Origin of the sequence: Paraburkholderia silviterrae, assembly GCF_004353915.1 — a bacterium.
Lineage (GTDB): Bacteria > Pseudomonadota > Gammaproteobacteria > Burkholderiales > Burkholderiaceae > Paraburkholderia > Paraburkholderia silviterrae.
The window spans coordinates 145,445-168,418 of the sequence record NZ_SMRP01000005.1 but is presented as its reverse complement, the minus strand read 5'-3'; the positions used below and the strand labels follow the sequence as shown (position 1 = coordinate 168,418).

Sequence of the window (22,974 nt, the reverse complement as noted above, 5' to 3'; positions counted from 1 at the left end):
ATGTTCCCAGACCGTATCTTCTCCGGCATGCGGCCCACCGGGTCGCTGCACCTCGGCCACTATCACGGTGTGCTGAAAAACTGGGTGCGGCTTCAGTCCGAGTACCCGTGTTTCTTCTGCGTGGTCGACTGGCACGCGCTCACGACGCACTACGAAACGCCTGAGGTGATCGAGAAGAACGTGTGGGACGTGCTGATCGACTGGCTGGCTTCCGGCATCGACCCGAATCAGTCGACGCTGTTCATCCAGAGCCGCGTGCCCGAGCACGCAGAGCTCGCGCTGCTGCTCGGCATGAGCACGCCGCTGTCCTGGCTCGAGCGCGTGCCCACCTACAAGGAGCAGATCGAGAAGCTGCGCGACAAGGATCTCGGCACCTACGGCTTCCTCGGCTATCCCGTGCTCATGGCCGCCGACATCCTGCTGTACCGCGCCTCGCTCGTGCCGGTGGGCGAGGACCAGGTGCCGCACGTCGAGATGGCGCGCGAAATGGCGCGGCGCTTCAACTACATGTATGGCCGCGAGCCGGGCTTCGAAGAGAAAGCCAACGAGGCCGCGAAGAAGCTCGGCGGCAAGCGCTCGAAGCTCTATCACGAGCTGCGCAACGCCTATCAGCAGGAAGGCAATGAAGAGGCGCTCGAGCAGGCGCGCGCCATGCTGTCCGAGTCGCAGAGCCTGTCGATGAGCGACCGCGAGCGCCTGTTCGGGTACCTCGAAGGCTCGCGCAAGATCATCCTGCCGGAGCCGCAGGTGCTGCTGACCGAGGCCTCGCGCATGCCGGGCCTCGACGGCCAGAAGATGTCGAAGTCCTACGGCAACACGATCGGGCTTCGCGAGGACGCCGAGTCGATCACGAAGAAGGTCCGCACCATGCCGACCGACCCGGCGCGCGTGCGGCGCACCGATCCGGGCGATCCGGACAAGTGCCCGGTGTGGCAGCTGCATCAGGTCTACACCGACGAAGCGACGCACGAATGGGTGCAGAAGGGTTGCCGCACGGCTGGCATCGGTTGCCTCGAGTGCAAGCAGCCGGTGATCGAAGGCATTCTGCGCGAGCAGCAGCCGATGCTCGAGCGCGCGCAGAAGTACATGGACGATCCGTCACTGTTGCGCGCGATCGTGGCCGATGGTTGCGACAAGGCGCGCAAGTTCGCCAACGAGACCATGCGCGACGTGCGTGAGGCGATGGGCCTCTCGTACAACTAAGGCAGGCACTCGCGATGACGCCCACCTCCGGCGGCGGCGCGCCGCTAGCGCCCAAGGGGCTGGCCCATCAGGGGCTGCATTCCGGGCTGGCGAGCCCCGGAGTGACGCATGCGGGGCTCTCCGAGCCGTCCGGCTGGGTGCGCCAGTGGGCGCACCTGATCGCGCCGGGCGGCACGGTGCTCGACGTCGCCTCGGGGGCGGGGCGTCATGCGCGCTGGTTTGCGGCCCGTGGCCATCCGGTTGCGGCGCTCGACCGCGACGCCGCCGCGCTCGCGACGATGCGCGACGTGGCCGGCATCGCGACGCTCGAGTGCGACCTCGAAGGCGCGCCCTGGCCGCTCCCGGACGATGCGCGTTTTGCGGGAATTATCGTCACGAATTATCTGTATCGTCCGCTCATGCCGCGTCTCATCGACGCGCTCGCGCCGGGCGGCGTGCTGATCTACGAAACTTTCGCGCAAGGCAACGAGACTGTCGGCAAACCTTCGAACCCGGCATTCCTGCTGGCGCCGGGCGAGTTGCTGGCGGCCTGCACGCCTGCGCTGCGCGTGATCGCTTACCAGGACGGATTTCTCCCGCAACCCCGGGAGGCGTTCGTCCAGCGCATCTGTGCGGTGCGCGAGATGCGCCCGGCACACTCACCATCGGCGGAAAATTTTGCCCGTCAGAACGGCGCGGATACGGTGGAAAGAACCGGTAACAGCGCGGCGCCTCAGGTACTACCCCTGGTGCGTTACGATCTGACCAGCTAATCCGCTACAATCGCGGTTTAACGTACTCATTCTTTTGAAGTTTCATGGCTAACGGCACCCAGCACGGCATTACGTTGCGCGGCAGCATTCCCGCGATCGTCACCCCCATGCACGAAGACGGCAGCCTCGATCTGCCGGCATTTCGCAAACTGATCGACTGGCACGTGGAAGAGGGGACGGATGCAATCGTCGTCGTCGGCACGAGCGGCGAGTCCGCCACGCTGGACGTCGAAGAGCACATCCTGATGGTCAAGACGGCGGTTGAGCACGCCGCGGGCCGTATGCCAATCATCGCCGGCGCCGGCGGCAATTCCACGGCCGAGGCGATCGAGCTCACGAAACACGCGAAGAGTGTCGGCGCGCAGGCATCGCTCCAGGTCGTGCCCTATTACAACAAGCCGACCCAGGAAGGCATGTACCGCCATTTCGCGACGATCGCGGAAGCGGTGGACCTGCCTGTTATGCTCTACAACGTGCCGGGCCGCACGGTCGCGGACATGTCGAACGAGACGATCCTGCGCCTCGCGCAGGTGCCGGGCATCGTCGGCGTGAAGGAAGCCACGGGCAACATCGACCGCGCCGCGCATCTGATCAAGCACGCGCCGGAAGGCTTCAAGATCTTCAGCGGCGACGATCCCACCGCGATCGCGCTGATGCTGCTGGGCGGCCACGGCAATATTTCGGTGACCGCGAACGTCGCGCCGCGCCAGATGAGCGAGCTGTGCCGCGCCGCGCTCGAAGGCGACGCGAAAACCGCGCGCGCGATTCACTTGAAGCTGTTGTCGCTGCACAAGAATCTGTTCATCGAATCGAACCCGATTCCGGTGAAGTGGGCACTGCAGGAACTCGGCCGCATTGAGGGCGGCATCCGTCTGCCGCTCACGCCGCTCGACGCGCGCTACCACGACGTGGTGCGCACGGCGCTGCGCGAAGCTGGCCTGATCGGCTGATCGGCTCAAGCCCGATCCAGCCGAGAACGCCGTATTTTCAACCGACGCCGCCACGAGCCACGCGCCCAAATCGACGACACAATCGACGACAGATTTCCTGGCATGTCCAGGTCAAGGCTTGGCGTTCCCGTATTACGAAGGTCCACATGAAACATCCCGTTCTTTCCCTCCACGCAACCCGCATGGCGGTGCTGGCGCTCGCACTCGGATCGCTCGCAGGTTGTGAGTCGCTGAACGACATGTTCGCGTCGGATCGCGTCAACTACAAAGAGACGGCAAGCGCGCCGGCATTGGCGGTGCCGCAGGACCTGTCGGCGGTGCCGACCGACCAGAAGTACATCGCGCCGCCGCCCACGGTGGCGCTGGGCGGTGCTGCGCAGCGCAGCGTCACGAGCGCGGGCAACGCCACGCTCGGTGTGCCGAATGCGCAGGATCCGCTTGGCATGCACGTCGAGCGCGACGGCGACCGCCGCTGGCTCGTGATCGACGGCCGCTCGCCCGACGACGTCTGGCCGCAACTGCAGGAATTCTGGACCGACAACGGTTTCACGCTCACGACCGACTCGCCGTCCACGGGCATCATGACCACGGACTGGGCCGAAAACCGCGCCAATATTCCGGACGACTGGTTCCGCCGCACGATCGGCCGCGTGGTCGATTTTGCGTACTCGTCGGGCACGCGCGACAAGTTCCGCACGCTGGTTACGCGCGGCACCAACGGCCAGACCGACATTTCGATCACGCACAGCGCGATGGAAGAAATGTTGACCGGCCAGGACAAGACCTCGTCGAAGTGGGTTGAGCGCCCGCGCGATCCTGCCCTTGAGGCAGCGTTCCTCGACAAGGTCATGCAGAAGTTCGGCCTGACCGACGCGCAGGCCAAGCAACTGCTGACCGATGCGCGTCCGTCGTCCTCCGCGGCCAAGGTTGTGGCCGGCACCGACGGCACGACGCTCGATTTGCCCGAGGCGTTCGACACGGCATGGCTGCGCGTGGGCCTCGCGCTCGACCGCACCAATTTCACGGTCGACAACCGTGACCGCGAGAAGGGCATCTACTACGTGCGCTACGCCGATTCCATGCAGGAACTCAAGGGCGACGGCCTGCTCGGCAAGCTGTTCTACAACCCGAAGAAGGCGGCAAAGGATCAGGGGCCGGAGATCATGATTTCGGTGCGTTCGAGCGGCAACTCGACCCAGGTGGCGGTGCTCAACCCGAACGGACAGGTGGATACCTCGTCGGACGCGCAGCGCATCGTCACCGCGCTGCACGCCCAGTTGAACTGAACGCGCTGTGCGCTTTGCGAGCCTCGGCAGCGGCAGCGAGGGCAATGCACTGGTCGTGGAAGCAGATGGCGGCGCGACGCCCACGCGCGTGCTGCTCGACTGCGGATTCTCCGCGAAAGAAGTCGAGCGGCGGCTCGCCCGGGTGGGCCTTGCCGCCGACACGCTCAGCGCAATTCTCATCACCCACGAACACAGCGACCATATCGGCAGCGCGCTGACACTGGCGCGCCGCTGGTCGATTCCGCTCTACATGAGTTGGGGCACGGCGCAGGCAGTGGGCGCCGACGACGCGGGCGTCGAGTTCAACGTTCTCTGGGGCGACGAGGTGGTCGAAATTGGCGCGCTTGGCGTGCTGCCTTACACCGTGCCGCACGATGCACGCGAGCCGTTGCAATTCGTCTTCAGTGACGGCGCGAACCGGCTTGGCGTGCTGACCGACGTCGGCGAGTCGACGCCGCACATCAACGCCGTCCTGAGCGGCTGCGACGCGCTCGTGCTCGAATGCAATCACGACGTCGGGATGCTTGCGGCGAGCCGTTATCCGGCGTCGCTCAAGGCACGCATTGGCGGCTCGCATGGCCACTTGAACAACGAGGCGGCGGGCGGCATTCTCGCGGCGCTCGATCGCTCGAAGTTGCGGCATCTAGTTGCGGCGCACCTGAGCCAGCAAAACAACACGCCGGAACTCGCGCGCGCAGCCATGGCGGCCGTGCTCGGCAACGCGGCCACTGAAATCGGAGTCGCCACGCAAGGCGAAGGCTTCGACTGGCTCGCCCTCTAAGCCCACAATAAGCGGTCTGCGTTGCGTGGCGGGCGATGCGCCGCGGACGAAAAAAAGCCCATGACGCGAGTCATGGGCTTTTTGCTTGTGGGCGAGGGCCGGAACAGGTCCGGCCGGCCCTGCGGAGCTTAGTTACGATTGCCGCCGAAAATGCCGAGGATTGCGAGCAGGTTCGTGAATACGTTGTAGAGGTCCAGGTAGATCGCGAGCGTAGCCGTGATGTAGTTGGTCTCGCCGCCGTTCACGACGCGCTGGACGTCGAACAGCATATAGGCCGAGAAGATCGCGATGGCCAGCACGGACACCGTGAGCATCAGCGCGGGCAGTTGCAGGAACATGTTCGCAATGCCTGCGAGCAGGATCACGATCACACCCATGAACAGCCACTTGCCGAGCCCGGAGAAGTCGCGCTTGCTGACAGTGGCGACGGTCGCCATGGTGGCGAAGATGATGCCGGTGCCGCCGAACGCCAGCATGATCAGCGACGCGCCGTTCGAGAAACCGAGAATGAACGCCAGCAGCCGCGAGAGCATCAGGCCCATGAAGAACGTGAAGCCCAGCAGCACGAACACGCCGAGCGAACTGTTCTTGGTGCGCTCGATGGCGAAGATGAAACCGAAAGCGATCGCGAAGAACGCGAGCAGGCTCATCGTGGGGCTGGTGGCGGCAAACAGCGAGAAGCCCGTGGTGACGCCCACCCACGCGCCGAGCACCGTCGGCACCATCGACAGCGCGAGCAGCCAGTAGGTGTTGCGCAGTACGCGGTTGCGAGTCTCGGCGGAGACGACAGTGCCGCCGCGACCGAAGTTGTAGGGGTACTCGTTCATGCTTTCTCCTTGCGTGAGACGCGTGGCAGGCGGTGCGCGGCGCTTGCGCGATCCGCTCCCTCTTAAGATATGCGCGGCGTCCCAGAGTTTCAACGGGGCGCCACACAGTTTCGCTACGTTTGAGAGCGTAGCCTCCCATGCTTAATTGGTACTGAAAAGCCCGGCGGCGCGGCCTTTGCGCCAGCGAGGCCAAGTCTGTCGGCCTATCGGGGTTCAATCGCAATCATACATGGGAACATGCTACAATTGCGGATTCATTTGAATCTGTAACCTCTTAATTTTCTGGAGTTTTTATGGCGCTCGAACGCACCCTGTCGATTATCAAGCCGGACGCAGTGGCAAAGAACGTGATCGGCCAGATCTACAGCCGCTTCGAAAACGCTGGCCTGAAGATCGTTGCCTCGCGCATGGTCCACCTCTCGCGCGCTGACGCCGAGAAGTTCTATGCTGTTCACGCAGAGCGTCCGTTCTTCAAGGACCTCGTTGAGTTCATGATCTCGGGCCCGGTGCAGATTCAAGTTCTGGAAGGCGAGAACGCCATCCTGAAGAACCGCGACCTGATGGGCGCGACCGACCCGAAGAAGGCGGAGAAGGGCACGATCCGCGCCGACTTCGCGGACAGCATCGACGCCAACGCAGTTCACGGCTCGGACGCCGTTGAAACGGCTCGCGTCGAAATCGCGTTCTTCTTCCCGGAAGTCAACGTTTACTCGCGCTAAGCAGCAAGAGTAAGCGGTAGTTCAAGGTAGCATAGGGTCGCGAACGGCGATGACGTTCACTGTCGGTGCCGGGTTTCCTCGAAACCGGCGGTGAACGCGCTCTCGCACTGAAATGGCAGGATTCGACATGACGAGCAGTTCCACCGTCAACCTTCTCGATCTCGACGCCCAAGGGCTTGTCGCATATTGCGAGAGCCTGGGCGAGAAGCCGTTTCGCGCCAAACAGCTTCAGCGCTGGATTCATCAATACAATGCCGCCGACTTCGACGGCATGACGGATCTGGCCAAATCGCTGCGCGAGAAGCTAAAAGGGCGCGCCTCGATCGGCATGCCCGAGATCATTTCCGACAACGTCTCCTCCGACGGCACGCGCAAGTGGCTCGTGGACGTCGGCAACGGCAACGCGGTCGAGACCGTGTTCATCCCCGAAGAAACGCGCGGCACGCTGTGCGTGTCGTCACAGGCGGGGTGCGCGGTGAATTGCCGGTTCTGCTCGACCGGCAAGCAAGGTTTTTCACGCAATCTCACCACGGCCGAGATCATCGGCCAGCTGCGCATGGCGGAGTTCGCCCTGCGCGCGTCGCTCCTTGGCGAGGCTGGCGGCCGCGCGACCGGCGGTGAGGGCAAGGGCGAGCGCGTCGTCACGAATGTCGTGATGATGGGCATGGGCGAGCCGCTCCTGAACTACGACGCGGTCGTGCCCGCGATGCGCCTGATGCTCGACGACAACGCCTACGGCCTGTCGCGCCGGCGCGTCACGCTTTCGACCTCGGGTGTCGTGCCCATGATGGACCGCCTCGGCGCCGACCTGCCGGTCGCGCTCGCGGTGTCGCTGCATGCGCCCAACGACGCGTTGCGCGACGAGCTCGTGCCGCTGAACCGCAAGTATCCGCTGCGCGAGCTGATGGCCGCCTGCCAGCGGTACCTGTTGGTTGCGCCGCGAGACTTCATCACGTTCGAGTACTGCATGCTCGACGGCGTCAACGACACGGAAGAGCACGCACGCCAATTGCTCGCGGTAACGCGTGACGTGCCGTGCAAATTCAACCTGATTCCGTTCAACCCGTTCCCCGAGTCGGGCCTGCTGCGCTCGAAATCGGACCAGATCAAGCGCTTCGCGCAGATCCTGATGGATGCGGGCGTCGTCACGACCGTGCGCAAGACGCGCGGCGACGACATCGACGCGGCCTGCGGCCAGCTCGCAGGCGAGGTGAAGGACCGCACGCGCCTGGCCGAGCGCACCGCCCGCAAGGTGATCGACGTCCATCCGGTTCGGCACTGAACGCAGTGGACTCGGGGTAAGGCAAAAAAGGGTGATAACACAGTAGAAGCGGGGCACGAAAGGCAGTGTCGGTGCAGCTGCGCGGGGAATGACGCAGTATTGCAAGCGAGTTTGACAAGAAACGTTGCAGAAGCGATCGGATGCGGCACAGTAGCCGCGCATTTTGTTATAAACGGTCTGCGAATCGGGGCCGGGCGCAGCGCGCCCGCCGGTTCCGGGATAGAAAAGAATCGACGCAAGGACTTTGGGATGAGCGAGCCGCAGCACCCTTTCGGGACAGACGGAACAGAGGCCAACGCAGGCCGTTCGGGATCCGACGGCTCGCCATCGCCGGTGCAGGTGGTGCCCGACACGCTCGCCGCAGTGGGGGTGCGCCTCGCGCAGCTGCGCCAGGCGAAGGGCTGGTCGGTCGAGGACGTCTCGGCGCGTCTGAAGGTGTCGGTTTCGAAGCTGCGCGAGCTTGAGGCGGGCGACATCAGCCATCTGCCGGATGCAACGTTCGCACTCGGCGTGGTGCGTGCCTATGCGAAGCTGCTCGGCGCCGATCCCGCGCCGCTCACTCAGGCGCTGCGCCGCGAGCGTGGCGTGCCGCAGCCGGATCTGTCGATGCCCGCATCGGCGGGCGCGGACCTGCCGCGCGGGCGCGTCTCGCTCTCGCTGGGCGGCGGGGTGCGCACGCCGCGACGCCGTGCGTCGTGGCTGTGGGGCTTGGCGATCGTCGTCGTCGCGGTGATCGGCATTTCGATGTGGCATACGAACAGCGTCGATTCGTCGGCATGGTTCGCGCGCCTGAAGTCGATGGCGAGCGGCACGACTAGCAACGCAAGCAGTGAATCGAGCGCGTCTTCAGCGACGGTGGCCGAGGGCGCGACGACGAGCGCAGCGGCCGGGCAGGGCACGGAAGGGGCCGGCGCGCAGGGTGGCGAGGCCGCGAACGCTCAGGCAAGCGGTCAGGTCAATGGCCAGGTCAATGGCCAGGTCAGCGGCGCAGCCTCTGCCGTTCAGGGTGCGGCGAGTGCATCGCTGGCTGCCCAGGCCGCGCCGGCAAGCGCGGCGCCTGCCGCGAACGCGGCAGCGGCGAGCACGCCAGCGGTGGCAGCCGCGGCAACGGAACAAGCGGCTTCGGTTTCGGCGGCGCCTGGCACTTCGACGTTCGCGATTCGCGTGACGCAGGATTCCTGGGTCAGCGTGCGCCAGAAAGATGGCAAGGAGCTCTTCTCCGGACTGGTCCACGCCAATGATGGGCGTGAGATCTCCGGTGTCGAGCCGCTCAAGATTACGGTGGGCAACAAGGCCGGCATCGAGTCGATGACCATCGACGGTCAGCCGGTCGACGCATCGAAGTATGCGTCGGCGCGTGGCAATGTCGCGCGCTTCGTGCTGCCCTGATAAAGACATGACGCGCATTGCGGCCGGATAGCGGGCCGCGATGCTTTTTCAATTCGCGCGCTGTCCGCAAGTCGACAGTCGCGGCGCGCGCGAGGTGTAAATGGGCTCTTCGATGCAAAGCGAAACGCAATCCTCGTCCAGCAACAGCCAGATTTGTTCCAGCGAGCCGGTCCTCGGCGGCCACGCGCCGCGCCGCAAGTCGCACGCCGTGCATGTGCGCTGGGGCGGCCAGCTGGTGACGATCGGCGGCGACGCGCCGGTGCGCGTGCAGTCGATGACCAATACCGATACCGCAGACGCGATCGGTACCGCCATCCAGATCAAGGAACTGGCGCAGGCTGGTTCGGAACTCGTGCGTATCACGGTGAACACGCCTGAGGCGGCCGCAGCCGTGCCGCATGTGCGCGAGCAGCTCGACCGCATGGGCGTGACGGTGCCGCTCGTCGGCGACTTCCACTACAACGGCCACCTGTTGCTGCGCGACTATCCGGCGTGCGCCGAGGCGCTCTCGAAGTACCGCATCAACCCGGGCAACGTCGGGCAGGGCGCCAAGCGCGACACGCAGTACGCACAGATGATCGAAGCCGCCATCAAGTACGACAAGCCGGTGCGCATTGGCGTGAACTGGGGCAGCCTCGACCAGGATCTGCTCGCACGCATGATGGACGAGAACGCAGAGCGCAAGCAGCCGTGGGAAGCGCAGAGCGTGATGTATGAAGCGCTCATTCAGTCGGCCATCGGCTCGGCCGAACGCGCCGTCGAACTCGGCCTCGGCCGCGACAAGATCATCCTGTCGTGCAAGGTCAGCGGCGTACAGGACCTGATCGCCGTCTACCGGGAACTCGCCAGGCGTTGCGAGTTCGCGCTGCACCTTGGCCTGACCGAAGCGGGCATGGGCTCGAAGGGCATCGTCGCGTCGACGGCGGCGCTCTCGGTGCTGCTCCAGCAGGGCATTGGCGACACCATCCGTATTTCGCTCACGCCGGAGCCGGGTGCCCCGCGCACTGGCGAAGTCGTGGTCGGACAGGAAATTTTGCAAACGATGGGCCTGCGCTCGTTCACGCCGATGGTCATCGCGTGCCCGGGTTGCGGCCGCACGACCAGCACGCTGTTCCAGGAGCTCGCTTCGCGGATCCAGAACTATCTGCGCGCGCAAATGCCCGTGTGGCGCGACGAGTACCCCGGTGTCGAGACGATGAACGTTGCCGTGATGGGCTGCATCGTGAACGGCCCGGGCGAGTCCAAGCATGCGAACATCGGCATCAGCCTGCCGGGCTCGGGCGAGAATCCCGCGGCTCCGGTCTTCGTCGACGGCGAGAAGGTCAAGACGCTGCGCGGCGAGCACATCGCAGAAGAATTCCAGCAGATCGTGAGCGACTACGTCGCGCGCAAGTACGGCAAGGCAGAAGTGCCGGCCTGAGCGCCGCGCTCCCGAGTACCGTTTCCAGGCACAACCGCACATCGCCATTCGCAAGCAAACTCGCAACGCAATGACTGAACAGAAAAGAAAGCCGGAAAAGCTGACCGGCGTGAAGGGCATGAACGACATCCTGCCGCAGGAAGCAGGGCTGTGGGACTTCTTCGAAACCACCGTGAAGTCCATGCTCCGTTCGTACGGATACCAGAACATCCGCACGCCGATCGTCGAGCATACGCAGCTCTTCACGCGCGGCATCGGCGAAGTGACCGACATCGTCGAAAAGGAGATGTACAGCTTCACCGACGCGCTCAACGGCGAGAACCTGACGATGCGCCCGGAGAACACGGCGGCAGTCGTACGCGCGTCGATCGAGCACAACATGCTCTACGACGGCCCGAAGCGCCTGTGGTACATCGGCCCGATGTTCCGTCACGAGCGTCCGCAGCGCGGCCGCTATCGCCAGTTCCATCAGGTCGGCGTGGAAGCGCTCGGCTTCGCGGGCCCCGATGCTGACGCGGAAATCATTCTGATGTGCCAGCGTCTCTGGGACGACCTCGGTCTGACCGGCATCAAGCTCGAGATCAACTCGCTGGGTCTCGCCGAAGAGCGCGCTGCGCATCGCGTCGAGCTCATCAAGTATCTCGAGCAGCACGTCGATCTGCTCGACGAAGACGGCAAGCGCCGCCTGTACACGAACCCGCTGCGCGTGCTCGACACGAAGAACCCTGCGCTGCAGGAAGTTGCGAACAACGCGCCGAAGCTGATCGACTTCCTCGGCGAGGAGTCGCTTGCGCACTTCGAAGGACTGCAGCGCCTGCTCAAGGCGAACAACATTCCGTTCAAGATCAACCCGCGTCTCGTGCGCGGGCTCGATTACTACAATCTGACCGTGTTCGAGTGGATCACCGACAAGCTCGGCGCGCAGGGCACGGTGGCGGCCGGCGGCCGCTACGATCCGCTGATCGAGCAGCTTGGCGGCAAGCCCACGGCGGCTTGCGGCTGGGCCATGGGCGTCGAGCGCATTCTGGAGTTGCTCAAGGAAGAGGACCTCGTGCCGGAAGACGACGGTTGCGACGTCTACGTCGTGCACCAGGGCGACGCGGCACGCGAGCAGGCGTTCATCGTCGCCGAGCGCCTGCGCGACACCGGTCTCGATGTCATCCTCCACTGCAGCGCCGACGGTCAGCCCGCGAGCTTCAAGTCGCAGATGAAGCGCGCGGATGCAAGCGGCGCGGCGTTCGCCGTGGTGCTTGGCGAAGACGAAGTGGCCAAGGGCGTAGCGGGTGTGAAGGCGCTACGCGGTGGCGCCGAAGCGGCTCGCAGCGAGCAACAGACGGTAGCACTCGAAGACTTGACCGAATATCTAATCAATGCGATGGTTGCATCCGCCGAAGACGGCGACGACTGATGGAGCCGTCTTGGATGGCGGTGCGCAAGCAGCTGTCATCGACGTGCGATCGACGCATTTGGCCGATGTCCGCGGCGTGCCCGAACGGTGTTCGTGGCGCGTCCGGCAACGGGCTTCAGAATAAACAAGGAATCGCTACGCGATGAGTTACCACGACGAACAGGAATCGATCGAGAGTTTCAAGGCATGGTGGACGCAGTGGGGCAACATCACTACGTGGATCGTGCTGATCGTTCTGCTCGCGCTCGCTGCGTGGAACGGCTGGAACTTCTGGCAGCGCCGTCAGGCCGCTGAGGCCGCGGTGCTGTACGACCAGGTGCAGCAGGCGTCGGCCGGCGGCGACAAAGCGCAGCTCACGCGCATTGCGACTGACATGGAAGACCGCTTTGGCCGCACCGCGTATGCGCAGATGACCGCGCTTGGCGTGGGCAAGGCGCTCTACATGGCGGGTGACACCGCGGGCGCGAAGGCGCAATTGCAGTGGGCGGCCGATCACGCGAAGGACGAGGAGTTCCGCCAGATCGCGAAGATCCGCCTTGCCTCCGTCCTGCTCGACGAAAAGGCCTACGATCAGGGCCTCGCGCTGATTCCGCAACCGGATACGGGGCCGTTCAAGGGGATCGTCGCGGATGGCCGCGGCGACCTGCTCGCGGCAGCCGGCAAACGCGACGATGCGCGCACGGCCTACAAGCTCGCGCTCGACAGCTTGCCCAAGAGCGATGCCTCCGAGCGCCAGTTGATCCAGTTCAAGCTCGACGCGCTGGGCGGCTAAGCAAGCCGCGCTGCCCGCCCGTGAATATAAACAGCTAAACCAACTCCATTCATGCTTCGTTCACCGATGAATTTGCTGAAACGAACCGTTGTACCTGTCGCCTGTGCGATGACCGTCCTCGCGCTGGCGGCTTGCTCGTCCACCAAAGACGAGCGTCGCGTACCGGTGCCGCTGACCGAGTTCAAGCCGGTGCTGGATGTCCAGCAGGTGTGGAAGTCGAGCGTCGGCAAGGCGGGTCGCTACCTGTTCTCGCCGGTCGCCGTGGGCGACGCTGTTTACGCCGCCGGCGAGAACGGCTCGGTCGCGAAGATCGATGCGCAGACCGGCAAGGACGTGTGGCGCACGAAGCTCAAGGACGATATCTCGGCGGGTGTCGGCAGCGACGGCAATCTCACGGCTGTCGGCGGCCTGAAGGGCAACGTGTACGTGCTCGACGCCAATGGCAAGCTCTCGTGGCAAGCCAAGGCGCCGGGCGAGGTTATCTCGCCGCCGCTGGTTGGCAACGGTCTGGTGATCGTGCGCACCATCGATGGCCAGATTGTCGCGTTCAACGCGCAGACCGGCGAGCAGAAGTGGGTCTATCGCAACCGTGCGGTGCCGCTCAACCTGCGCGTGTCCGCGGGCATGACGTTCGCGGGCGACCAGGCCGTGCTCGCGGGCTTCCCGGGCGGCGCGTTCGCGGCGATCAACCTGCAAAACGGCGATGCGTTCTGGGAAACGCCGGTGTCCTATCCGAAGGGCGTGACCGAAGTCGAGCGCATCAATGACGTGAGCGGTCCGCCCACGCTCGTCGGCGCCACCACGTGCGCGGTCACGTTCCAGGGGCAACTGGGTTGCTTCGACGCCAACTCGGGCCGTGCGATGTGGGAGAAGGCGTTCTCGAGCACGAGCGGGATCGCTCAGGACGACACCACGGTGGTGGGCGGCGACGACTGGTCGGTCGTGAAGGCGTACAGCGTTTCGACCGGCGACCAGACCTGGAGCACCGACAAGCTGAAGAACCGCGACGTGAGCGTGCCGGCCGTGCTTGGCCACGCGGTCGTGGTGGGCGACTACCAGGGCTATGTGCATTTCCTCTCGCTCGACGACGGCAGCTTCGTCTCGCGCGTGAAGACCGACGGCAGCGCGATCACCGCTGCACCGGTGCTGGCTGGCAACACGCTCGTCGTGCAGACGAAGGACGGCGACCTCTACGGTCTGCGTCCGCGTTGATCGGATGACAATGTCCGACGCGTGGCGTCGGGCGTCGCATCGTGGGGCCGCGCCCGCGGGTAGCGGCCTCTTGTATTTGGTGCTTGCACCTCTTGCATTTGGCCGTCCCGGCGCCATTTACAGAAGATTATGGGTGGCCCCGAGCCTCGTCTGGCTTGCCGCTCCGCTGGCCGGCGCATGCCGGCCGCGCGCACATTATGAGACGCTGGATGGCTCCGGGCTGGATGTGGATGGTCCCGGCCTCGGCACCCCTGGCCCGGCGACCGGGCTGAAGAAAGAATCGATCCATTGGACCGCTCGGCTGGCGAGCACGACCCAAGCGCTGGTCCGGCGCGTGCTGGGGCCCCGATGAGCCCATGTACCGGGCGCACGGCCCAATTCGTGATAATTTGCAACTATTGCAGCTTCTGCGAGCATGAACGCAGAAGCTTGCCGCGCAGCGCGCCGGACGTTCCGGCGCCGCGCATTACTGTAGAAAAGATCAGATGAAACCCGTAATCGCCCTCGTCGGGCGCCCCAATGTGGGGAAATCCACGCTCTTCAACCGGCTCACGCGCTCGCGCGACGCGTTGGTGGCTGACCTGCCCGGTCTCACCCGCGACCGCCACTATGGCGAAGGGCGCGTGGGCGATCGTGCGTATCTCGTGGTCGACACCGGTGGCTTCGAACCGATCGCCAAGGACGGCATCCTGCATGAAATGGCGCGGCAGACGCGTCAGGCAGTGGAGGAAGCCGACATCGTCGTGTTCATCTGCGATGGCCGTAACGGCCTCGCGCCGCAGGACAAGCACATCGCCGATTACCTGCGCAAGACCGGTCGGCCGATCTTCCTGGTGGTCAACAAGGCTGAAGGGATGAAGTACAGCGCCGTCGCTGCCGACTTCTACGAACTCGGCCTTGGCGATCCGCGTGCGATTTCCGCGGCGCACGGTGACGGCGTGACCGAGATGATCAACGAGGCGCTCGATCAGGCCTATGCCGATCGCCCCGAAGAAAGCGAAGAAGACGCCGGCAAGCACGGCATCAAGATTGCGATCGTCGGCCGCCCGAACGTGGGCAAGTCCACGCTCGTCAATACGTTGATCGGCGAGGACCGCGTGATCGCGTTCGACATGCCGGGCACCACGCGCGACTCCATCTACGTGGACTTCGAGCGCGGCGGCAAGAAGTACACCTTGATCGACACGGCGGGTCTGCGCCGTCGTGGCAAGGTGTTCGAGGCTATCGAGAAGTTCTCGGTGGTGAAGACGCTGCAGTCGATCGCCGACGCCAACGTGGTCATTCTGCTGCTCGACGCGCGCCAGGAAATTTCGGATCAGGACGCGCACATCGCCGGCTTCGTAGTGGAGCAGGGCCGTGCGCTCGTGGTGGGCGTGAACAAGTGGGATGGCATGGACGATCACGCGCGCGAGCGCACCAAGCACCACCTGCAACGCAAGCTGAAGTTCCTCGACTTCGCGGAAATGCGCTTCATTTCGGCGACGGAAAAATTCGGCATCGGCCCGCTGATGCGCTCGGTGGACGATGCCTATGCCGCAGCGATGGCGAAGCTGCCCACGCCGAAGCTCACGCGCGCGCTAATCGAAGCCGTGGAATTCCAGCAGCCGCGCCGCCGCGGTCCGGTACGTCCCAAGCTGCGCTACGCGCACCAGGGGGGACAGAACCCACCCATTATCGTGATCCACGGCAATGCGCTCGACGCGGTGACGGATACCTACAAACGCTACCTGGAGAATCGGTTCCGGGAAACTTTCTCGCTGACCGGGACTCCATTGCGCATAGAGTTTCGTTCCTCGACGAATCCCTACACTGAAAAAAGCTGAGCTGCGTTCGCTACCGCGCGCAATCACGCTGTTGGCCTTGCTGGCCGGACGGTGGGGAGGGGCGCGGTGGAACGAGAATCAGCTATAGTGTAGCGATTGGCGTCGGATTTCTTTTTCTTCGGCGCTAATTTAGTTAAACCTGCAAAAAAATACGGAGTTTGCTATGAGCAACAAAGGGCAACTGTTACAAGACCCGTTTCTGAACGCGCTGCGCAAGGAGCACGTGCCTGTTTCGATCTATCTGGTCAACGGCATCAAGCTTCAAGGGAACATTGAATCGTTCGACCAGTACGTCGTGTTGCTCCGTAATACGGTTACGCAAATGGTTTACAAGCACGCCATTTCCACGGTGGTCCCGGCCCGTCCGGTGAACTTCCACCCGGATGCGGAAGCGTCCTGATCTTTGACGCGGCCGGTCCGGAGCGCCAGACTGGCGCTCCCGATCCGGCCGCTTCCATTTTGACACCTGCTAATTTGATCAACGCCGCACTCGTCGGCATCGACTTCGGCAAGACCGATTTCGAAGCCAGTCTCGAAGAACTCAGCCTGCTCGCAAAGAGCGCGGGCGCCACGCCCGCTGTCACGCTTACCGGGCGGCGTTCCAGCCCCGACGCCGCCATGTTCATCGGCAGTGGCAAGGCCGAGGAACTGCGTCTCGCCTGCGAGGCGAACGACGTCGAAATCGTCATTTTCAATCACGCGCTCTCGCCCGCCCAGCAACGTAATCTGGAGCGTGCGCTCAATTGCCGCGTGGTGGACCGCACGAGCCTCATTCTCGACATTTTCGCGCAGCGCGCGCGCAGCCACGAAGGCAAGCTGCAGGTCGAGCTCGCGCAGCTTCAGTATCTCGCCACGCGCCTCGTGCGCGCCTGGACTCACCTCGAGCGCCAGAAGGGTGGTATCGGCCTGCGCGGCCCGGGCGAAACGCAGCTCGAAACCGACCGGCGGCTGATTGGCGAGCGCATCAAGATGCTGCAGGGCAAGCTCGCCAAGCTGCGTCGCCAGCACGGCACGCAGCGGCGCCAGCGCGAGCGCACGCGCACGATGTCGGTCTCGCTCGTCGGCTACACGAACGCGGGCAAATCCACGCTCTTCAATGCGCTCACCAAGGCGCAGGCCTATGCCGCCGACCAGTTGTTCGCGACGCTCGACACCACTTCGCGGCGCCTATGGCTCGGCGACGACGTGGGCCAGATCGTGTTGTCGGATACCGTGGGTTTCATCCGCGAACTGCCTCACCAGCTCGTCGCGGCGTTTCGCGCGACGCTGCAGGAAACCGTGCAGGCCGACTTGTTGCTGCACGTGGTGGACGCCTCGAGCTCGGTGCGCCTCGACCAGATCGATCAGGTGAACGAGGTGCTGCACGAGATTGGCGCGGACACCATCCGTCAGGTGCTGGTGTTCAACAAGATCGACGCCGTGCCTGAACTGGCGGCCCGGGGCGGGACGGTCGAGCGGGACGAGTATGGTAATATTTCGCGCGTCTTTTTGAGCGCGCGCACGGGCGTCGGATTGGACGCGCTGCGTGCCGCCATCGCCGAAATCGCGACTGCCGAGCCGCTCGTCCAGGCGTCGCAGCTCCTGCCCGCCGCCGACTGGAACGCGGTGCCGCACGAACCCAGCAGGGAACCCGAGCTGGGCCGCTGAACGCTATCGGGAGGCGCCTCGAGGTGCTCCCCGTTGCGTGCCCCGAAGTGCGCCGATGAGGTGCCCCCACGCACATGACCCGCTGTCTACTCTGGTGAACGAACACAGGTGAACGATTACAACAAGCGGACTGGCTGGCAGCGCACACGCGCCATTTTCTCGCTGAACGACCCGCGTTGGGGCCGCGGCGAGGGCAATGGCCAGCGCACTGACGACGCGCGGCGTCCGTCGGGCAATAACGGCAACAATGACGGCGGCAAGGGTGATGGCCCGCCCGATCTCGACGAAATGTGGCGCGATTTCAATCGTCGTCTGTCGGCGTTCTTCGGCAAGAAGGGCAAAGGTGGCGGCGGGCTTGGCCCGCGGCCGGACAACGGCCGCAGCGCGCGCATCGGCGTGGGCATCGTGCTCGGCGTGCTCATCGCCATTTATGTCGGCAGCGGTGTGTTCGTCGTTCAGGACGGCCAGGCCGGCGTCGTGCTGCAGTTCGGCCAGTATCGCCAGACGGTCGGCCAGGGCGTGCACTGGCGCCTGCCGTTCCCGTTCCAGACGCAGGAAATCGTGAATATCGGCCAGATCCGCAGCGTCGAGATCGGCCGCAATAATCTCGTGCGCCCGTCGAATGTGAAGGATGCCTCGGTGCTCACGCACGATGGCGACATTCTCGACGTGCGTTTCACCGTGCAGTACCAGGTCAAGCAGCCCACCGATTATCTGTTCCACAGCGTCGATCCCGACCTCGCCGTGAGCCAGGCCGCACAGGCGGCCGTGCGCACCGTGGTGGGCGCGCGCAGCACCCACGATCTCCTCTATGCGGACCGCGAACCGATCCGTGCGCAACTCGCCGACTCGATCCAGCACGCGCTCGACCTCTACAAGACGGGGCTTGGTGTGGTTGGCGTGACGATTCAGGGCGTCACGGCGCCCGATCGCGTGCAGGCGGCCTTCGACGACGAAGCGAAGGCGCATCAGGAGAGCGCGCGCGCGAAGCGTGACGCCGAGGCCTACGCCGATCAGACGCTGCCGAGCGCGCAAGCCGAAGCGGCGCGTCTCATCGAAGACGCCAAGGCCTACAGCGACCGTGTGGTCGCGCAGGCGCAGGGCGACGCGCAGCGCTTTAACAGCGTCTACGACCAATACGCGAAGGCGCCGGCCGTCATTCGGGAGCGCATGTACCTGGACACCATGCAGCACATCTACTCGAATACGACGAAGGTGTTCGTCGACAGCAAGTCGGGCAACAACGTGATCTATCTGCCGCTCGACAAGCTCGTCGACGCGACGCGTCAGCGCGCGGCTGCGGCCGCGGGCGCGTCGGGTGCTGCGGCAGCCGCGGCCCCGGCTAGCGCCGCATCGGACGCGAATGCCGCAGCCGCGCCAGCAGTGAACGGCGAGATGCAGCAAAACACGCAACCGCAAAGCCAGCAGCAAAACGCGCAGCCCCAGCAGAGCGCTGCACCGGCGCCGTCGGCGAGCGACGCGGCCCAGGCCGCGAGCGATGCCTTCCGTTCGCGCGACGCGCTGCGTTCGCGCGGCCGCGAAGACGACGTGCAATAACGGAGCGCCGACATGAACAAGATCATTGCGTTCGTCGTCGCCTTCGTGGTGGTGGTGCTCCTGGCCTCGTCGGCGGTGTTCGTCGTCGATCCGCGCCATGTGGCGGTGGTGTCCTCCTCGGGCGGCGCCAAGGCGTCGCTCGCGGGACCGGGCCTGCACGTGAAGCTACCGCCGCCGTTCCAGACCGCCACGTTCATCGACACCCGCATTCAGGCGTTCGATGCGCCCGATGCCGACCGTTACACCACTTCGGACAAGACCGAGCTGCTCGTGAACCCGGTCGTGCGCTATCGCATTGCCGATCCGCTCAAGCTCTTCGCCGCCACCAAGGGCGATCCGCAGACGCTTGCGGACCGGCTCGCGTCGCTCTCGCGCGATGCGCTTTCGGGTGCGTTCTCAAAGGTGGATCTGAGCGATGCGCTTGCCCAGCAGGAAGCGATCGCCAACGGCGCGCGCGACACCCTCAGGACGGCCGCTGCGCCGCTCGGCATCGACGTGGTCGACATCGAGTTCACGCGCATCGACTATCCGGCGGAACTCGCCGAGGTGGTCTACAAACGCATGAGCGCTGCACGCGAGCAGGCCGCCGCCGACGAGCGCGCGAAGGGCTCCGCCGAGGCGCAGAAGATCAAGGACGAGGCAGAGCGCAAGCAGCAGGGCGTGATTGCCGACGCGTACAGCCAGGCGCAGGCCATCAAGGGCGACGGCGACGGCAAGGCCGCCGCGATCGCCGCGCAGGCGTATGGCCGCGATCCGGACTTCTATCGCTTCTACCAAAGCATGCAGGCGTACCGCGACAGCTTCAAGCCGGGCGATGTGGTCGTGGTCGACTCGTCGAGCGACTTCTTCCGTTTCATGCGCAGTCCGAACGCAGAGGCGCCGTCGGCTCCTGCCGCTTCCGCCGCGCCGCGCAAACACTAAAATGAGACACGGGCGCCGCGCGTGTGCGCGGCGCGTTTCTTCGCATGGACATAGCTGGCTCCCTGTTGCTCGCGATCGCGCTGATGCTGATTATCGAGGGCATGTTCCCGTTCGTTTTCCCGACGGCGTGGCGCGATACATTTCGTAGAATTGCGGAACGGCCGCCGCATCACATCCGGATTGGCGGGCTGATCGTGATGGGGCTCGGTCTCGTGCTGCTGCTGATCGCTACCTGAATTCAAGGCGCGTGCCTCGCGGCGTGCGCCGTTTCTATCGTCCGGCCCGCGCGGCAGGCGCGTGTGCGCGCTCGAGTCCTTGCGGCTGGCGCGTTCTGCGCCCGCGCGGCCTTTCATCGTCGTAGGACTGACCCGATGTCGACCTGGTTACTTCCCGAGAATATCGCCGACGTGCTGCCTTCCGAGGCACGCAAGATCGAAGAGCTGCGCCGCCGCTTGCTCGACCGCTTCCGCACTTACGGCTACGAAATGGTCATGCCGCCGCTGCTCGAGTATCTCGAGTCGCTGCTGGTGGGCAGCGGGCGCGATCTGAACCTGCGCACGTTCAAGCTCGTCGATCAACTGTCGGGCCGCACGCTCGGCCTGCGCGCGGACATGACGCCGCAGGTCGCACGCATCGACGCGCATCTGCTCAACCGTCAGGGCGTCACGCGCCTGTGCTATGCGGGCAACGTGCTGCACACGCGTCCGCGCGGGCTGCACGCCACGCGCGAGCAGATCCAGATTGGCGCGGAAATTTACGGCCATGCGGGCCTCGAAGCCGACCTCGAAATCCAGCAGCTGATGCTCGACGCGCTGCGCCTCGCCGGCCTCACGAAGGTGCGTCTCGACCTCTCGCACGCGGGTGTACTGGCGGCGATCTTCGAAGCCGATCCCGCAGCCGCCGCGCTCGGCGATGCTTTGTATGAAGCGCTGGCTGGCAAGGACGTGCCGGATCTGACTGAGCTCACCGCGAACCTGCAGCCTGTGTCGCGCGACGCATTGCGCGCGCTGCCGTCGCTGTACGGCGACGCGAGCGTGATCGAAGAGGCGCGCAAGCGCCTGCCGGCGCTGCCCGGCATCGCGCGCGCACTCGACGACCTGGCATTCCTCATGAGCAAGATCGAGGGCGCGGAGCTGATGCTCGACCTCGCCGACCTCGGCGGCTATGCGTACCACAGCGGTGTGATGTTCTCGGCGTACGTGGACGGCGTGCCCAACGCGGTCGCGCGCGGCGGCCGTTACGACAAAGTGGGCGAGGCATATGGCCGCGCCCGCGCGGCGACAGGTTTTTCGATGGATCTGCGCGAAGTGGCGCGTATTTCCCCGGTGGAGGCGCGCAGCAGCGCAGTGCTCGCGCCGTGGCGCCACGATGAATCGCTGCGCGCCGCTGTCGCCGCGCTGCGCGATGTCGGCGAGGTCGTGATCCAGGCGCTGCCGGGCCACGAGCACGATATGGATGAATTCGCGTGCGACCGCGTGCTGGTCGAGCGCGATGGCGCGTGGGTGGTCGAGGCGCGCGCCTGAATGTGCGCTGAGGCGCCGCGGCTCCTGCAGCACGCATGCCGTTGAGTGCAAACGGAAATTCCCGGAATTTTGGGAAAAAATGGCGGCCTCGCCGCCGAACCCAGGTAGAATACGTTTTTAACCAGCTAACGAAACACCATGTCTGCCAGCGCAGTGAATGTAACCCCGGGACGCAATGTCGTCGTCGTGGGCACCCAATGGGGCGATGAGGGCAAGGGCAAGATCGTCGACTGGCTGACGGACCACGCGCAAGGCGTGGTGCGTTTCCAGGGCGGTCACAACGCCGGTCACACACTCATCATCGGCGGCAAGAAGACCATTCTCCGGCTGATCCCCTCGGGCATCATGCGCGCCGGCGTCGCCTGCTACATCGGCAACGGCGTGGTGCTCTCGCCCGAAGCCCTGTTCAAGGAAATCGGCGAGCTCGAAGAAGCAGGCATCGACGTCCAGAAGCGCCTGTTCATTTCCGAAGCCACCACGCTCATCCTGCCGTATCACATCGCCATCGACCAGGCGCGCGAAGCCAAGCGCGGCGCCGCGAAGATCGGCACGACCGGCCGCGGCATCGGCCCGGCCTACGAAGACAAGGTGGCGCGCCGGGGCTTGCGCGTGCAGGACCTGTTCGAGCCGGAAGTCTTTGCCGAACGCCTGCGCGAGAACCTCGACTATCACAACTTCGTGCTCACGCAGTACCTGGGCGCGCAAGCCGTCGATTTCCAGCAGACCCTCGACACGATGCTGTCGTACGCCGAGCGTCTGAAGCCGATGGTAACGGACGTTTCGCGTCGCCTTTATGACGTGAACAACGAAGGTGGCAACCTGCTTTTCGAAGGCGCGCAAGGCACGCTGCTCGACATCGACCACGGCACCTATCCGTTCGTCACGTCGAGCAACTGCGTCGCGGGTGCGGCCTCGGCTGGCGCCGGCGTCGGTCCGCAAAAGCTCAATTACGTGCTCGGCATTACCAAGGCGTACTGCACGCGCGTCGGCTCGGGCCCGTTCCCGAGCGAGCTGTACGACGCCGACAACGCCGACCGTCAGGAAGAGGTGGGTCTCACGCTCGCGAAGGTCGGCAAGGAATTCGGCTCGGTCACCGGCCGTCCGCGCCGCACCGGCTGGCTCGACGCCGCCGCGCTGCGTCGCTCGATCCAGATCAACGGCGTGACGGGCTTGTGCATCACCAAGCTCGACGTGCTCGACGGCCTCGACGAAGTGAAGCTGTGCGTCGGCTACAAGGTCGACGGCAAAGATGTGGACATCCTGCCGCGCGGCGCATCGCAAGTGGCTGCGTGCGAGCCGGTCTACGAAACGTTCGAAGGCTGGAAGGAAAGCACGATCGGCATCACGCAGCTCGACGCGCTGCCCGCGAGCGCGCAGGCGTACCTCACGCGCGTGCAGGAAGTGGCTGGCGTGCCGATCGACATGGTTTCGACCGGCCCGGATCGTGACGAAACGATCCTGCTGCGTCATCCGTTCAAGGTCTAAGTGGCAAGAAGGTAGAA

General features: G+C 64.8%; 21 protein-coding genes. 20 read left to right on the top strand and 1 reads right to left on the bottom strand.

The annotated features are described in order from the left end of the window. The 5 genes from EYW47_RS13045 to EYW47_RS13025 all read left to right on the top strand — a co-directional run bounded on the left by EYW47_RS13045 (position 1) and on the right by EYW47_RS13025 (position 4,972). The gene (locus tag EYW47_RS13045) at positions 1–1,203 is read left to right on the top strand and encodes a tryptophan--tRNA ligase (RefSeq protein ID WP_133195255.1); all 1,203 of its coding nucleotides are present in this window, start codon (positions 1–3) and stop codon (positions 1,201–1,203) included. Between the two features lie 14 nt (positions 1,204–1,217). Next, entirely contained in the window at positions 1,218–1,955 is a 738-nt protein-coding gene (locus tag EYW47_RS13040) for a class I SAM-dependent methyltransferase (RefSeq protein ID WP_240763666.1), read from the top strand. A gap of 44 nt (positions 1,956–1,999) precedes the next feature. Beyond that, positions 2,000–2,905, top strand: coding sequence for a 4-hydroxy-tetrahydrodipicolinate synthase (gene dapA / locus EYW47_RS13035; RefSeq protein WP_133195254.1), 906 nt, complete (start codon positions 2,000–2,002; stop codon positions 2,903–2,905). Between the two features lie 146 nt (positions 2,906–3,051). Further along, the gene (bamC, locus tag EYW47_RS13030) at positions 3,052–4,191 is read left to right on the top strand and encodes an outer membrane protein assembly factor BamC (RefSeq protein ID WP_133195253.1); all 1,140 of its coding nucleotides are present in this window, start codon (positions 3,052–3,054) and stop codon (positions 4,189–4,191) included. 7 nt (positions 4,192–4,198) lie between these two features. After that, positions 4,199–4,972: an MBL fold metallo-hydrolase gene (locus EYW47_RS13025; RefSeq protein ID WP_133195252.1), complete on the top strand. Its 774-nt coding sequence runs from the start codon at positions 4,199–4,201 to the stop codon at positions 4,970–4,972. Between the two features lie 128 nt (positions 4,973–5,100). Here EYW47_RS13025 and EYW47_RS13020 read toward each other — a convergent pair whose 3' ends face one another. Continuing rightward, on the bottom strand, positions 5,101–5,799 hold the full coding sequence (locus tag EYW47_RS13020; protein ID WP_133195251.1) for a Bax inhibitor-1/YccA family protein: 699 nt from the start codon (positions 5,797–5,799) through the stop codon (positions 5,101–5,103). A 293-nt stretch (positions 5,800–6,092) separates the two neighbouring features. Between EYW47_RS13020 and ndk the strand changes: the two genes are divergently transcribed. The 15 genes from ndk to EYW47_RS12945 all read left to right on the top strand — a co-directional run bounded on the left by ndk (position 6,093) and on the right by EYW47_RS12945 (position 22,957). Next, positions 6,093–6,518 (top strand): nucleoside-diphosphate kinase, encoded by a 426-nt coding sequence (gene ndk / locus EYW47_RS13015; RefSeq protein WP_028216912.1) that lies wholly within the window; start codon positions 6,093–6,095, stop codon positions 6,516–6,518. 127 nt (positions 6,519–6,645) lie between these two features. Continuing rightward, positions 6,646–7,800 (top strand): dual-specificity RNA methyltransferase RlmN, encoded by a 1,155-nt coding sequence (gene rlmN / locus EYW47_RS13010; RefSeq protein ID WP_133195250.1) that lies wholly within the window; start codon positions 6,646–6,648, stop codon positions 7,798–7,800. Between the two features lie 249 nt (positions 7,801–8,049). Beyond that, the gene (locus tag EYW47_RS13005) at positions 8,050–9,189 is read left to right on the top strand and encodes a helix-turn-helix domain-containing protein (RefSeq protein WP_133195249.1); all 1,140 of its coding nucleotides are present in this window, start codon (positions 8,050–8,052) and stop codon (positions 9,187–9,189) included. 112 nt (positions 9,190–9,301) lie between these two features. Beyond that, a complete protein-coding gene (ispG, locus tag EYW47_RS13000; RefSeq protein ID WP_133195443.1) occupies positions 9,302–10,609 on the top strand; it encodes a flavodoxin-dependent (E)-4-hydroxy-3-methylbut-2-enyl-diphosphate synthase in 1,308 nt (435 codons plus the stop codon). A 70-nt stretch (positions 10,610–10,679) separates the two neighbouring features. Next, positions 10,680–12,017 carry a histidine--tRNA ligase gene (hisS, locus tag EYW47_RS12995; RefSeq protein ID WP_133195248.1) on the top strand — a complete coding sequence of 446 codons (1,338 nt, stop codon included), beginning with the start codon at positions 10,680–10,682 and terminating at the stop codon, positions 12,015–12,017. A 142-nt stretch (positions 12,018–12,159) separates the two neighbouring features. Continuing rightward, a complete protein-coding gene (locus tag EYW47_RS12990; RefSeq protein WP_133195247.1) occupies positions 12,160–12,789 on the top strand; it encodes a YfgM family protein in 630 nt (209 codons plus the stop codon). Positions 12,790–12,855: 66 nt separating this feature from the next. Beyond that, positions 12,856–14,001 (top strand): outer membrane protein assembly factor BamB, encoded by a 1,146-nt coding sequence (gene bamB, locus EYW47_RS12985; protein WP_133195246.1) that lies wholly within the window; start codon positions 12,856–12,858, stop codon positions 13,999–14,001. Between the two features lie 485 nt (positions 14,002–14,486). Then, the gene (der, locus tag EYW47_RS12980) at positions 14,487–15,824 is read left to right on the top strand and encodes a ribosome biogenesis GTPase Der (RefSeq protein ID WP_133195245.1); all 1,338 of its coding nucleotides are present in this window, start codon (positions 14,487–14,489) and stop codon (positions 15,822–15,824) included. Positions 15,825–15,987: 163 nt separating this feature from the next. Next, the gene (gene hfq / locus EYW47_RS12975) at positions 15,988–16,224 is read left to right on the top strand and encodes an RNA chaperone Hfq (RefSeq protein WP_028210028.1); all 237 of its coding nucleotides are present in this window, start codon (positions 15,988–15,990) and stop codon (positions 16,222–16,224) included. A gap of 74 nt (positions 16,225–16,298) precedes the next feature. Next, positions 16,299–17,471: a GTPase HflX gene (gene hflX / locus EYW47_RS12970; protein WP_205710066.1), complete on the top strand. Its 1,173-nt coding sequence runs from the start codon at positions 16,299–16,301 to the stop codon at positions 17,469–17,471. A 108-nt stretch (positions 17,472–17,579) separates the two neighbouring features. Next, positions 17,580–19,028, top strand: a complete 1,449-nt coding sequence (gene hflK, locus EYW47_RS12965; RefSeq protein ID WP_133195243.1) for an FtsH protease activity modulator HflK — start codon at positions 17,580–17,582, stop codon at positions 19,026–19,028. 12 nt (positions 19,029–19,040) lie between these two features. Continuing rightward, positions 19,041–19,949 carry a protease modulator HflC gene (gene hflC / locus EYW47_RS12960; protein WP_133195242.1) on the top strand — a complete coding sequence of 303 codons (909 nt, stop codon included), beginning with the start codon at positions 19,041–19,043 and terminating at the stop codon, positions 19,947–19,949. Positions 19,950–19,993: 44 nt separating this feature from the next. Beyond that, the gene (locus EYW47_RS12955) at positions 19,994–20,185 is read left to right on the top strand and encodes a DUF2065 domain-containing protein (RefSeq protein WP_028216923.1); all 192 of its coding nucleotides are present in this window, start codon (positions 19,994–19,996) and stop codon (positions 20,183–20,185) included. Positions 20,186–20,320: 135 nt separating this feature from the next. Then, a complete protein-coding gene (locus EYW47_RS12950) occupies positions 20,321–21,472 on the top strand; it encodes an ATP phosphoribosyltransferase regulatory subunit (protein ID WP_133195241.1) in 1,152 nt (383 codons plus the stop codon). 138 nt (positions 21,473–21,610) lie between these two features. Then, the gene (locus EYW47_RS12945) at positions 21,611–22,957 is read left to right on the top strand and encodes an adenylosuccinate synthase (RefSeq protein ID WP_133195240.1); all 1,347 of its coding nucleotides are present in this window, start codon (positions 21,611–21,613) and stop codon (positions 22,955–22,957) included. Positions 22,958–22,974 lie beyond the last annotated feature (17 nt).

Excerpts from the sequence above, each read along its gene's own strand:
- EYW47_RS13045 (WP_133195255.1), top strand. The coding sequence starts at position 1 with ATGTTCCCAGACCGTATCTTCTCCGGCATGCGGCCCACCGGGTCGCTG.
- EYW47_RS13040 (WP_240763666.1), top strand. The coding sequence starts at position 1,218 with ATGACGCCCACCTCCGGCGGCGGCGCGCCGCTAGCGCCCAAGGGGCTG.
- dapA (WP_133195254.1), top strand. The coding sequence starts at position 2,000 with ATGGCTAACGGCACCCAGCACGGCATTACGTTGCGCGGCAGCATTCCC.
- bamC (WP_133195253.1), top strand. The coding sequence starts at position 3,052 with ATGAAACATCCCGTTCTTTCCCTCCACGCAACCCGCATGGCGGTGCTG.
- EYW47_RS13020 (WP_133195251.1), bottom strand. The coding sequence starts at position 5,799 with ATGAACGAGTACCCCTACAACTTCGGTCGCGGCGGCACTGTCGTCTCC.
- ndk (WP_028216912.1), top strand. The coding sequence starts at position 6,093 with ATGGCGCTCGAACGCACCCTGTCGATTATCAAGCCGGACGCAGTGGCA.
- rlmN (WP_133195250.1), top strand. The coding sequence starts at position 6,646 with ATGACGAGCAGTTCCACCGTCAACCTTCTCGATCTCGACGCCCAAGGG.
- EYW47_RS13005 (WP_133195249.1), top strand. The coding sequence starts at position 8,050 with ATGAGCGAGCCGCAGCACCCTTTCGGGACAGACGGAACAGAGGCCAAC.
- ispG (WP_133195443.1), top strand. The coding sequence starts at position 9,302 with ATGCAAAGCGAAACGCAATCCTCGTCCAGCAACAGCCAGATTTGTTCC.
- hisS (WP_133195248.1), top strand. The coding sequence starts at position 10,680 with ATGACTGAACAGAAAAGAAAGCCGGAAAAGCTGACCGGCGTGAAGGGC.
- EYW47_RS12990 (WP_133195247.1), top strand. The coding sequence starts at position 12,160 with ATGAGTTACCACGACGAACAGGAATCGATCGAGAGTTTCAAGGCATGG.
- bamB (WP_133195246.1), top strand. The coding sequence starts at position 12,856 with ATGAATTTGCTGAAACGAACCGTTGTACCTGTCGCCTGTGCGATGACC.
- der (WP_133195245.1), top strand. The coding sequence starts at position 14,487 with ATGAAACCCGTAATCGCCCTCGTCGGGCGCCCCAATGTGGGGAAATCC.
- hfq (WP_028210028.1), top strand. The coding sequence starts at position 15,988 with ATGAGCAACAAAGGGCAACTGTTACAAGACCCGTTTCTGAACGCGCTG.
- hflC (WP_133195242.1), top strand. The coding sequence starts at position 19,041 with ATGAACAAGATCATTGCGTTCGTCGTCGCCTTCGTGGTGGTGGTGCTC.
- EYW47_RS12955 (WP_028216923.1), top strand. The coding sequence starts at position 19,994 with ATGGACATAGCTGGCTCCCTGTTGCTCGCGATCGCGCTGATGCTGATT.
- EYW47_RS12950 (WP_133195241.1), top strand. The coding sequence starts at position 20,321 with ATGTCGACCTGGTTACTTCCCGAGAATATCGCCGACGTGCTGCCTTCC.
- EYW47_RS12945 (WP_133195240.1), top strand. The coding sequence starts at position 21,611 with ATGTCTGCCAGCGCAGTGAATGTAACCCCGGGACGCAATGTCGTCGTC.